This is a genomic window from Achromobacter sp. JUb104 (assembly GCF_024806975.1).
Taxonomy (GTDB): domain Bacteria; phylum Pseudomonadota; class Gammaproteobacteria; order Burkholderiales; family Burkholderiaceae_B; genus Achromobacter; species Achromobacter spanius.
Map to the genome: position 1 here is coordinate 343,933 of NZ_JANUEY010000001.1, position 10,475 is coordinate 354,407.

Consider the following 10,475-nt stretch of genomic DNA (forward strand, 5'->3'; position numbering starts at 1 on the left):
TGGGAAATCGTCCGCCGGACGAGCAGAACAGGGGCGGTTGGCTGATGCAGATCGAACGTATCGGCACGGTTCGCGCCGCGCTGGGCGAGTGCCCGGTGTGGGACGCAGCCGGCAATGTGTTGTGGATGCTGGACTGCCGTAGCGGGCAGTTGCTGAGGATCAATCCGGATAGCGGCGCCACGCGTGAATGGCTGTTGCCCGCCCCGGTGGGCTCGTTCGCGCTTAACGGCGACGATGAAATCATCGTGGCGCTGAAAGAGAGCTTTGCGCTGGTTCGCCTGTCGGACGGCATGTTGCGCACCTTGGCAAGCATCGACGACAGCCATCCCCATCTGCGCCTGAACGACGGCGCGCCGCTACCGGATGGCAGCTTCGTGGCCGGCACCATGCATATCCACCGGGAAGCGGGCGAAGCGCCGCTGGGCGGCCTGTATCGCGTGGACACGGCAGGCCAAGTCACTCGCATTGCGCAAGGGCTGGGCGTGGTGAACGGCCCGGTCATGCATCCGGACGGGCAGCATTTTCATGTGTGCGATAGCGCGCAGCGCAAGGGGTTTCGCTATCGCATGGATGAGGCAGGCCGCTTGTCATCCCCGGAAGTTTTCATCGATACCGATCCCTTAGGTTCCGCCCCGGACGGCTGTTGCTTTGATCGCGACGGTGGCTTGTGGACCGCGCTGGTGCATGCGTCGGCCATTGCGCGGTTCGACGCCGACGGCAAGCTGGATCGCCGTATCGACTTGCCGGTGGCGCACCCGGCATCGCTCTGCTTCGGGGGCCCGGATCTGTCGGATATCTTCGTCACGACCATCAGCGACAGTGGCCGCCTGACCGCCACGGGCCCGCTTGATGGGGCCTTGCTGCGCATACGGGGGGCGGGCGCCGTGGGCGAGCCACGCGGGCGTTGCCGCATACGACCCTGATCACTGCCCCTGATCACTGCCCCTGATCAGGGGCTTTCGGCCGCCGCGGTCTTGTTATATGCCGTGAACCGCAGCGCCGACCCCGACACGTGCGAGGCCACGAAATCCAGGAACAGCCGGATCTTCACTGGGATCATCGCGGTGTCCAGGATGGTGGCGTACATGCCTTCTTCGAAGGTCGTGTTGGTGACGTGGTAATCGGGGAATAGACGCACCAGCGTGCCGCGCGAAATATCGTTGTGCACGGTGTAGTCATCCAAGAGCGCAATGCCTTCGCCCAGCAGCGCCAGTTCCAGCAGCGCAACGCCGTTGTTGGTCACGTGGCGCGGCTTGATCAGCACTTCTTCGATGGTTTCGTCCTGCTTGAAGCGCCAGCAGGTTTGATCGCCCGGCAGCAAGTAGGCCAGACAATCGTGCTGCGCGATATCCGTGGGCAGGGCGGGCGCGGGCCGCTTGGCGAGATACGCGGGCGAGGCCACCAGGAAACGTTCGCTCTTGAACAGGATGCGCCGCTTCAGGCCCGCTTCCACGGGCGGCGAAATACGGAAATCGATATCGAAGTTGTTGCGGCGCAGGTCTGCCTTGGCTTCGGTCAGCACCAGTTCAATATGGATGTCGGGGTACTGCTGGCGAAAGGCGGCAACCAGCGGCGGCAGCACGCCCAGGCCGAACATCATGCGCGAATGCACCCGCAATATGCCCTTGGGCGCGGCGCGGATTTCGGTGATGTTGCGATGCGCCTCGTTGATGTTCCACAAGATGGATTCAAGCTGTTGCGCGTATTCCTGGCCGGCTTCGGTCAGCACGACCTGGCGGGTGGAACGCAGCAGCAGCTTCACGTTCAACTCGTTTTCGAACTCGGTGATCATGCGGGATACCGACGTTGCCGACACCCCGAATTGCCGAGCGGTTTCAGAGAAACTCTCGGTCTTGGAGATCGATAGAAAGAGCTCCATCGCGCGCAGCCTGTCCATCATTCCTCCACTTTACGCAGCACAGAACGCCGCATTTCCTGTATTCATCCGATGACTGCCGGCCTCTAGAATTTCCTCAGAACGTCAAGCATTCAATGAGGAGACATTATGGAATTCGGCGTGTTCATTCTGGCGCAGCAGCGAGGTTACCACCAGTCCTCAAAGCAAGTCATCAACAACTCCATCGAACAAACCGTGGTGGCGGAGCAGGCTGGTTTCGACGCCGCCTGGTACGCCGAACACCACTTCAACAACTACTCCTTGTCGCCGTCGCCGCTGATGACGGTAGCGCACGCGGCGGCCAAAACGCACCGCATCCGCCTGGGCACGGCGGTGTGCATCTTGCCGCTGTATCACCCCGCGCGTTTCCTGGCCGAAGTGGGTTTCGTGGACACCGTCTCCAATGGCCGGTTGGACCTGGGCGTGGGCTCGGGCTATCAGGAATTCGAGTTCGAACGCTTCGGCGTGCAGATTGCGGATTCAGGCGCGATCTTCAATGAATTTCTTGACGTCATCCCCAAGGGCCTCACGCAGAAGATCTTTCAACACGATGGCGAGTTCCTGAAGATTCCGCCCAGCTCGATCGCGGTGCGCTGCCTGCAAGACCCAATGCCGCCGCTGTGGATCACGTCGGGAAATCCGGTGACGCTGGGCCGTGGCGTGCGCGAAAACCATAACCTGTTCGTCACTGCGCTGCTCAAGGGCAACGACGCGATTTCCGAGCTGCGCGGCCGCCTGGAAAAAGTGGCGGAAGACAATGGCCGCGACCTGGATCGCGATGTGAAGTTCGGCTTTCTGCGCTGTGGCTACGCGTCGGACAACAAGGCCGAGATCGACGCCTATCTGGACTGCGCGCGCTTTCAACGCCGCATTTCCGAAAGCCTGAAATTCCGTCGCGCGCAAAGCGACGACGGCTACATGGTCAAGGAAGTGCCGTCGGAAAACGATCCCACGTTCGAGCAGTTGCGCAAGAACCTGCCGGTGGGCTCGGTGAACGAAGTGATCGACAAGATGCTGGAAGAGATCAGCATCCTGCGGCCCAAGCACATCGCCTTGCAGACGCAACTGGGCGACTTCGATCAGAAGACGATGCTCAAGCAGATCGAGCTGTGGGGCGACAAGATCATTCCGGCGATCCGCAAGGAAGTCGGCAGCGCGACGGCCATTGCCTGAAGGAGCGCAAGATGCAGATCTATCTGAGCAACGCGGGGGCAATCACGCTGCGCCACCCGTCGGACTTCCGGCGGCTTGATGTGCTGGCCGATCCGCAGCCGCGCGAACGGTTGGAACACGCCATCGCGCGGGTGGGGCGGCGCGAGGACGAGCGCCATGTGCGCCTGTCTCCCTCGGTGCTGCGCTTCTTGTCGCAACACGCGGGCGACCCGAAGTGGGAAGCGGATTTTTCCGCCATGGTGGACTATGCGGCCACCCACGGCTGGGTCGATGAACGCGGTGATATCCGTGCGCACATGGTGGTCAGCGAGCATGACCAGGTGGTGTCCGTGGACGACTTCAAGGCGGCGATGCGCTCGTTGCCGGCGGGTATCAGCGCGGTGACGACGGGTGATGGCGAGCAGGTGGCCGGCATGATCGTGTCGAGCCTGACATCGATTTCGGCCGACCCGCCGATGGTCGGCTTCTTTGTCCAGCAAACGTCGTCCGCGCGGGAACCCTTGCTGCGTCATGGCCGCTTCGTGGCCAATGTGCTGGGCGAGGGGCACGAGGCCGTCATGCAGGCCTTTCTTGGGCAGCCGCAGGGCATGGCACGGTTTGCGCACGGCGGCTGGGTGATGAACGGGCAGGGCACGCCGGTATTGCCGGACGCGCTGGCCAGCATCGAATGCGACATCGTTTGCACCGAAGCGTTGGGCACCCATGACCTGATCGTCGGCAAGATCCGCAAGACGATGTGTCGCGAGGCGCAGCCCGTGATCAATTTCAAGTCGGCCACGCATCGGATCGCGCCGGTCCGGCTTCAGTAGAACGGGCAGGCCTACGCCTTATGCGGGCGGATACGGGGCCCACGAAAATGCCCGCCATTCTATTGGCGGGCATTTTTTTGTGGCCACCACATGCTTGTTGCCCCCGACTGCACGGCGGCAAGCTTGTTATCAATCCAGCACGATGTGATTGTCCTGGATCACGCGGCCCCAGTATTGGCGGTCGGCTTCCAATTGCGCGTCCAGCGCTTGCGGGCCGCCCGCCTTTTCGGTCTGCCCGTTCGCGACCAGCATGTGGCGAAAGCTCTCGGACTGCACCGTCTTGATGGCCGCTGCGGAATAGGCCTGGATCAGGTCCGAGGGCGTGCCCTTGGGCGCATGCAGCGCGGTCCAGTAACTGGCCTTCAACTGCGGATAGCCCAGTTCAGCCACCGACGGAACGTCGGGCAGGGCAGGGTCGCGCTGGTCGGTCGTCAGCGCCAGGATCTTCACCGCGCCCGCCTTTTGGTGATCAGCCAGCGCGATGGGCGTCATGTACGACAAATCATTGCGGCCGGTGATCAGGTCGATCAGGCTCGTCGGCGTGCTCTTGTACGGCACGGCGATCAAGGGGATACCCAGCGTCTTGGCCAGGATCAGCCCATACAGGTCCGTAACGCTGCCCGGCCCCAGCGAGCCATAGGTCAGCGCGCGGTTTTCCTTCTTGGCGTAGGCGACCAGGTCCGCAATGGAATTGACGCCGATCGTAGCGGGCACCGTGATGGTCAAGGGGCCGTCGAACATCATGGCAACCGACTCGAAGCTGTCGAACCGGTATTGCAGCTTGGGGCGCAGCAGGATGTTCAGCGACAAAGGCCCCGAGCCGCCCATCAGCAGCATGTTGCCGTCGGCGGGCGCGCGCGCAACCTGCGTGGCGCCGATGATGCCGTTGGCGCCGGGCTTGTTTTCAACGACAAATGGCACGCCCAGTTGCGCGCTCATGCCTTCGGCAAGCACGCGGGCGAAGTTGTCATTGGGGCCGCCGGCGGCATAGGGCACGATCAGGGTCACGGGCTTGGGCGCGGCGCGCAGCGGCCGGGCAAGCATCATGAGGGTGCCGGCCGCGATGAAGCCGCGGCGCGTGAGCTTGAACATTGTCTCTCTCCTTGTACCCACCGCCTGCATGTCCGTGCCTTCTGCGGGCCGGCTCAGCGTATTGTCAGCTTGGCGACGGGGGCGGCGGGCGCTTGGGCGCCCGCCTTGGGTTGTCACAGAAGTCGATGATAATTTTTATCGGACTTCCGGATTACCCCACTATTGCGCAGAACAGTTCTGCAAAGGCCGTCAGAAACCCTCCAGGACGACCTTGCCCTGCGCCTTGCCGCTTTCGATGAAGGCATGCGCGCGGCGCAGGTTATCGGCGTTGATCTTGCCGTAGTGCTCGCCCAGCGTGGTGCGCAGCGTGCCGTTGTCGATCAGGCGCGCGGCCTGGTTCAGCAGTTCGTGCTGCGCGATCATGTCGGGCGTCTGGTGCAGGGGCCGCGCGAACATGAATTCCCAATGCAGCGACGCTGACTTGCCCTTGAGCAGGCGTACGTCGATGGCGGCCGGGTCGTCGATCAGCGCAATCTTGCCCTGCGGCGCGATGGCCTCGGCCAGTTGCGCAAAGTGCTTGTCGGTGTGGGTCAGGCCGGCGATGTAGCTGACCTGCGGCACGCCGATGCGCTTGAGCTCTTCGGTCAGCGGCTTGCTGTGGTCGATGACGTGGTGGGCGCCCAGCTCGCGCACCCAGGCTTGCGTTTCGGGGCGCGAGGCGGTGCCGATCACCGTCAGGCCGGTCAGTTGGCGCGCCAGCTGCACCAGAATGGATCCCACGCCGCCCGCCGCGCCGACGACCAGCAGGGTGCCCTGGCTGGGGGCGGCGTTGTCCAGCACGCGCAAGCGGTCAAACAACAGTTCCCAAGCGGTGATGGTGGTCAGCGGCAGCGCCGCGGCCTGGGCAAAGTCCAGGCTCTTGGGCATATGGCCGACGATGCGCTCGTCCACCACATGGCGTTCGCTGTTGGCGCCGGGCCGGTTCAGCGCGCCGGCGTACCAGACGCGGTCACCGGGCTGGAACAGGCTGGTCTTGGCGCCTACGGCGCGCACGATGCCGGCCGCGTCCCAACCGATGATCTCCGGCTTGCCGTCCTTGGGCGCGCGGTTGGCGCGGATCTTTACGTCCACCGGGTTCACCGAGATGGCGTGTACGTCGACCAGCAGGTCGTGGTCACCCGGCACGGGTTCGTCGATGGTGATGTCTTGCAGCGCGTCGGCATGGTCAGCCGGCAGGTTCTTGAAATAGGCGATGGCTTTCATGGATAGGCTCGTTGTATTGGGGGGAATCAAAGAATGGAGCGGACCACGCCGCCGTCCACGCGCAGCGCGGCGCCGTTGGTGGCGCTGGCCTGCGTGGAGCAGGTGTAGACGACCATGTTGGCCACTTCGTCCACGGTGGCCAGGCGGCGCAGCAGCGACGTGGGGCGGTGCTGGGCGATGAAGTTGCGCTCCATCTCGTCTTGCGACACGCCTTGTTCCTTGGCCATTTCGGCAAAGAAGTCGGCCACGCCTTCCGAGCGCGTCGGCCCCGGCAGCACGGCGTTGACGGTGACGCACGTGCCGGCGGTCAGCTCGGCCAGGCCGCGCGACACGGCCAGCATGGCGGTCTTGCTGACGCCGTAGTGGATCATCTCGGCGGGAATCTGCACCCCGGATTCGCTGGAAATGAAAACAATGCGGCCCCAGTTGGCGGCCAGCATGCGCGGCAGGTAGTAGCGCGACAGCCGGATGCCGCTCATGACGTTGATGTCCAGCATGTCCTGCCAGTCGTCGTCGGTGATTTCCGTGAACGACTTCGGGGCGAAGAAGCCCGCGTTGTTGACCAGGATGTCCACGTCGGGATGGGCGGCGCATATTGATGCCGCGCCGTCCGCCGTGGCCAGGTCCGCCTGCACGGTGCTGACGCTGGCGGCCGGGAATTTCTGCGTGATGGCCTCGGCGGCGTGGGCAAGCTTGTCCGCGCTGCGGCCGTGCAGCACGACCTGGGCGCCGGCTTCGGCCAAGCCCATGGCGATGGCCAGGCCGATGCCGCCGGACGAGCCGGTCACCAGTGCCTTTTTGCCTTTCAGTTCGATGTTCATGTGTGGGCTCCAGAAGGTTTGGGAACGTAGGTTGAGTACGGGTATCGCGTACGGATATCCAGTAGGTGTATCGAGTACGTGTACTGAGAACGCCACCATCATTACCCAGTCCGCACCGATAAAAAACCGGCTAGCATCGCACTCAGTTTCAATATTTTTTTGAAAATAGGCCAAGCATGGTGCGGTTTGAAGACTTACGGATCTTTGTTGCGTCGGCCGATCACGGCAGCTTCTCGGGTGCCGCGCGCGAACTCGACGTGTCGCCGGCGGTAGCCAGCGCGGCGCTCAAGCGCCTGGAACAGACCTTGGACGCGCGCCTGTTCGTTCGGTCCACGCGCAGCCTGCGGCTGACCACGGACGGCGAGCGCTATCTGGAATACGCCCGTTCGGCCATCGCCACGCTGGAGGCCGGCAAGAACGCCATGGCGCGCGACAAGACCGCCATATCCGGCACGCTGTCGGTATCCATCCCCTCAGACCTGGGGCGTCACGTGCTGCTGCCCTGGCTGGATGATTTCCAGACCCGGTATCCCCGCGTGAGCTTCCAGGTACGCATCAGCGACCGGCTGGCCGATCTGTATCGCCAGCCCGTGGACATCGCCATCCGCTACGGCACGCCGAATGACTCCGGCCTGGTGGCGCTGCCGCTGGCCGATAACAACCGCCGCGTCGTGTGCGCGTCGCCCGCATACCTGGCGCGTCACGGCGTGCCCCAGACCCCAGCCGATTTGCGTCGGCACAACTGCCTGTCGTTCGTGCTGGGCGAGACGCTGCACGACCGTTGGGCGTTCGAGCACGAGGGCACGGCGATGACGGTGCCGGTAAAGGGCGACCGCGTCGGCGACGACGGCGACCTGGTGCGTCGTTGGGCGCTGGCCGGGCACGGCGTGGCGTACAAGTCACGCTACGACGTGCTGGCCGATCTGCGCGCCGGACGCCTGGTGGCGCTCTTACCCGACTACGTTACCGAGCCGTCGCCGCTGTACCTGTTGTGCGTACATCGCATGCTGCTGTCGCCTGCCGTGAAGCGCATGCGGGAGTTTTTGCAAGAACGCTTTCGGCAGTTTGACGCGGCTTAGCCTGGGTGCAGGCCTAGCGCAGGCCTAGCGCGGGCCTAGTGCGCGGCATGGTGGTGCGATCCCGCCGCGGCCTTGTTCTTCGCCCGGGTGCGCGCCGCCTTCTTCGCAGCGGCAGAACGCCCGGCCGCGCCCTTGGTGGCCGCCGCCTTTTTCGCCGCCGCCGATCGGTCAGCAGCGGTGCGCCGGCTGGCCGTCTTGCTGGCGTGGTGCGACAGCGCCGAGCGCGAGGCGGGCTTGGTGCTTTCCTTCTTCAAGGCCTTGGTGGTTGCGCGCGAGCGCGTCGAGGACTTGGCGTGTCCGTCATGCGCGGCTTCCAAGTCCTTCTTGGCGTGGCGCTTCGTCGACGGACTGGCGTTCTTCGAAGGCGAGGCCTTCACGCCCGCGCGGCGCGCCTTGGACAGCCCGATCGCAATGGCTTGCTTGGTGGAACGCACGCCATGCTTGCCTTCGCGCACGTGTTCGATTTCCTCGCGCACGAATTCTCCGGCCTGCGTGGATGCGGACTTGCCTTCGCGCTTGTCTTGCTTGGCACGCTCCAGGGTTTTTCGTTCAGGCATGGTGATCTCCTTGCTGGGTTGCGGGAGCGGGCTCCGTCGCCAGTCGAGACCACGCGACGGAACTCGTAACACCACGATAGCGCCGCGGCGGTATCCTGTGTGTTCGAATGGATTGCCGGTCGTAAGCGCCGGAACATCGCGTGCAGACCGGACAGTTCACGACTCACCCCCTTAGCGGAGACGAGCTATGTCGAATCATGTCTACAAGCAAATCGAACTGGTGGGCTCTTCCACCACCTCAACCGATGACGCCATCGCCAAGGCGATCGAGCGTGCATCCGAAACGCTGCGCAACCTGGATTGGTTTGAAGTCACCGAAGTGCGTGGCCACATCAAGGACGGCAAGGTGGCCCACTGGCAGGTCGGTTTGAAGATCGGCATGCGCCTGGAAGGCGACGAGTAATCCCTCGGCTGGTCTTTCTTTGAGCAGCACTTCCAAGTGCTTGTCGGATAAGAGGTTTTTGGGCTTGTTATCCGACTGTTCATAGGCTTGTCCACATTCCATGGGGACAAGCCTGTTCCTTTATCCCCAGCTTGCGCGGCATCGGCCGGGGCCGGCGGCCCGTCACCGCAGCCTGCCCGCTATTGGGCGTTTATTGCCCGCCGCCTCCAAGTGCTTGGCCCACAAGGGTTTTTAGCGACTACCCGCACACTGTCCTCAGGCTTATCCACATTTGGCGGGGACAACTTGGCGCCCTGGGATCCACCGCTGGGCCATTATTGACCACCCCCTGCAGGTGCTTGATATCAATGGCGTTTTCGTACCTGCCCTCAAACTGTCCTCATGCTTTTCCACAGAATGCTGGGACAAATGAACAGGCGCTGCGCCGCATCGGCAACTGCTGGTCGGACATCCAGCCTTTTCGGGGATAAGTCCGCCGAATCTCATCCAAAAGGATGATTGCGCATTGTTTGATCAGTGCACGCAAGTGCTTGGCGGCACAGGGGATTTTGACTGTGCCCCAAGACTGTCCTCAGCCTTCTCCACAGATGGCGGGGATAAGTTTCGACTGGACCCTGGAAGCCGGCGTTTTTCGCTGTCCCGATCAAGTCGGGCCGCTGCGTGACTCCACATCCATCGCAGCCGGCCATTCGACTTTTGGCGCTAGGCGAAGCGCCAGGTTGTGCGGCGGAACGTCGTTGGGATCGTTGAGTTTTTCGATGGGCGGCAGCGCGTCGGGGCCGTGCTGCATGTAGGTGCGGACGTAGTCCCAGGAACTGCCTTCGTCTTGGCATACGGTCAGAGGAAATCGGGTGATCACCACGTTGGTATCGGGTTTGACCACTGCGATGGACACGCCCCAGGTGATGATTAAGCCCCCTTGCGGTGTAAACGCGCGCCGACGCCAAAATTCGGCATGCAGGTCGTCCCAATCGAAGGAATGTGTGGTGACGCGCCACCGCGTCGGAAAGGTAAGCCAGTTTTGCTTGAAGTCGTATACATAGACTTTTCGGCGAAGACGATTGAAGCGGATAGGGCAATCTCTTGGTGGCAATATGGCGGCACCTAGAAGAAAGGCTGGTGCGATGATGACGAATATGATGGCACCGACGTAGAGACCAATCATCGTGGGGTCGAAACCAAAAAAGTTATTTGAAAACAGCATCTTGGTTGACCATGTAAAGAAAATTATGCTTGTCATCAACTGAGCGGTACCCAGCAGCAGAGTTATGTTCCGGCGCGTAGAAACATTGCGCGAAAGTTCCAAATAGGTGCTGCTTAGGCTATTGGCCCTGGGACTTGGGCGTGCTTTTATGCTGATGGGATTGTTGGTAGGCGGGAGGTCAGCCTGCCATCCGGGGCATGGTTGATTAAGAATGGGAGATTTTCTGCTCACGAGTGC

General features: G+C 62.7%; 11 protein-coding genes. 5 read left to right on the forward strand and 6 right to left on the reverse strand.

Going from position 1 to position 10,475, the window contains the following annotated elements; translation table 11 throughout:
- Positions 1-44 precede the first annotated feature (44 nt).
- Positions 45-923, forward strand: coding sequence for an SMP-30/gluconolactonase/LRE family protein (locus M2361_RS01600; RefSeq protein WP_259245915.1), 879 nt, complete (start codon positions 45-47; stop codon positions 921-923).
- A 26-nt stretch (positions 924-949) separates the two neighbouring features.
- Here M2361_RS01600 and M2361_RS01605 read toward each other — a convergent pair whose 3' ends face one another.
- Positions 950-1,897: a LysR family transcriptional regulator gene (locus M2361_RS01605; RefSeq protein WP_259245916.1), complete on the reverse strand. Its 948-nt coding sequence runs from the start codon at positions 1,895-1,897 to the stop codon at positions 950-952.
- 108 nt (positions 1,898-2,005) lie between these two features.
- Between M2361_RS01605 and M2361_RS01610 the strand changes: the two genes are divergently transcribed.
- Together M2361_RS01610 and M2361_RS01615 are read left to right on the forward strand one after the other, a co-directional pair.
- Positions 2,006-3,070: an LLM class flavin-dependent oxidoreductase gene (locus M2361_RS01610; protein WP_259245917.1), complete on the forward strand. Its 1,065-nt coding sequence runs from the start codon at positions 2,006-2,008 to the stop codon at positions 3,068-3,070.
- Positions 3,071-3,081: 11 nt separating this feature from the next.
- A complete protein-coding gene (locus tag M2361_RS01615) occupies positions 3,082-3,879 on the forward strand; it encodes a flavin reductase family protein (protein WP_259245918.1) in 798 nt (265 codons plus the stop codon).
- A 129-nt stretch (positions 3,880-4,008) separates the two neighbouring features.
- On the opposite strand, the gene M2361_RS01620 is transcribed toward M2361_RS01615, so the two are convergent.
- The 3 genes from M2361_RS01620 to M2361_RS01630 all read right to left on the reverse strand — a co-directional run bounded on the left by M2361_RS01620 (position 4,009) and on the right by M2361_RS01630 (position 6,995).
- On the reverse strand, positions 4,009-4,971 hold the full coding sequence (locus tag M2361_RS01620; protein WP_259245919.1) for a tripartite tricarboxylate transporter substrate binding protein: 963 nt from the start codon (positions 4,969-4,971) through the stop codon (positions 4,009-4,011).
- A gap of 189 nt (positions 4,972-5,160) precedes the next feature.
- The gene (locus M2361_RS01625) at positions 5,161-6,174 is read right to left on the reverse strand and encodes a zinc-binding alcohol dehydrogenase family protein (RefSeq protein ID WP_259245920.1); all 1,014 of its coding nucleotides are present in this window, start codon (positions 6,172-6,174) and stop codon (positions 5,161-5,163) included.
- 26 nt (positions 6,175-6,200) lie between these two features.
- A complete protein-coding gene (locus tag M2361_RS01630) occupies positions 6,201-6,995 on the reverse strand; it encodes an SDR family NAD(P)-dependent oxidoreductase (RefSeq protein WP_259245921.1) in 795 nt (264 codons plus the stop codon).
- A 176-nt stretch (positions 6,996-7,171) separates the two neighbouring features.
- Between M2361_RS01630 and M2361_RS01635 the strand changes: the two genes are divergently transcribed.
- Positions 7,172-8,074: a LysR family transcriptional regulator gene (locus tag M2361_RS01635; protein ID WP_259245922.1), complete on the forward strand. Its 903-nt coding sequence runs from the start codon at positions 7,172-7,174 to the stop codon at positions 8,072-8,074.
- 35 nt (positions 8,075-8,109) lie between these two features.
- Here M2361_RS01635 and M2361_RS01640 read toward each other — a convergent pair whose 3' ends face one another.
- Complete coding sequence (locus tag M2361_RS01640; RefSeq protein WP_259245923.1) at positions 8,110-8,631, reverse strand: DUF6496 domain-containing protein; 522 nt, start codon at positions 8,629-8,631, stop codon at positions 8,110-8,112.
- Between the two features lie 187 nt (positions 8,632-8,818).
- Here M2361_RS01640 and M2361_RS01645 point away from each other — a divergent pair, with 187 nt between their 5' ends.
- Positions 8,819-9,034: a dodecin gene (locus M2361_RS01645; protein ID WP_050449258.1), complete on the forward strand. Its 216-nt coding sequence runs from the start codon at positions 8,819-8,821 to the stop codon at positions 9,032-9,034.
- A gap of 643 nt (positions 9,035-9,677) precedes the next feature.
- Here M2361_RS01645 and M2361_RS01650 read toward each other — a convergent pair.
- Complete coding sequence (locus tag M2361_RS01650) at positions 9,678-10,340, reverse strand: DUF6708 domain-containing protein (protein WP_259245924.1); 663 nt, start codon at positions 10,338-10,340, stop codon at positions 9,678-9,680.
- Between the last annotated feature and the right edge of the window lie 135 nt (positions 10,341-10,475).

Bases quoted from the DNA above. Each gene is read 5' to 3' on its own strand.
- M2361_RS01600 (WP_259245915.1), top strand. From the start codon at position 45: ATGCAGATCGAACGTATCGGCACGGTTCGCGCCGCGCTGGGCGAGTGC.
- M2361_RS01605 (WP_259245916.1), bottom strand. From the start codon at position 1,897: ATGGACAGGCTGCGCGCGATGGAGCTCTTTCTATCGATCTCCAAGACC.
- M2361_RS01610 (WP_259245917.1), top strand. From the start codon at position 2,006: ATGGAATTCGGCGTGTTCATTCTGGCGCAGCAGCGAGGTTACCACCAG.
- M2361_RS01615 (WP_259245918.1), top strand. From the start codon at position 3,082: ATGCAGATCTATCTGAGCAACGCGGGGGCAATCACGCTGCGCCACCCG.
- M2361_RS01620 (WP_259245919.1), bottom strand. From the start codon at position 4,971: ATGTTCAAGCTCACGCGCCGCGGCTTCATCGCGGCCGGCACCCTCATG.
- M2361_RS01625 (WP_259245920.1), bottom strand. From the start codon at position 6,174: ATGAAAGCCATCGCCTATTTCAAGAACCTGCCGGCTGACCATGCCGAC.
- M2361_RS01630 (WP_259245921.1), bottom strand. From the start codon at position 6,995: ATGAACATCGAACTGAAAGGCAAAAAGGCACTGGTGACCGGCTCGTCC.
- M2361_RS01635 (WP_259245922.1), top strand. From the start codon at position 7,172: ATGGTGCGGTTTGAAGACTTACGGATCTTTGTTGCGTCGGCCGATCAC.
- M2361_RS01640 (WP_259245923.1), bottom strand. From the start codon at position 8,631: ATGCCTGAACGAAAAACCCTGGAGCGTGCCAAGCAAGACAAGCGCGAA.
- M2361_RS01645 (WP_050449258.1), top strand. From the start codon at position 8,819: ATGTCGAATCATGTCTACAAGCAAATCGAACTGGTGGGCTCTTCCACC.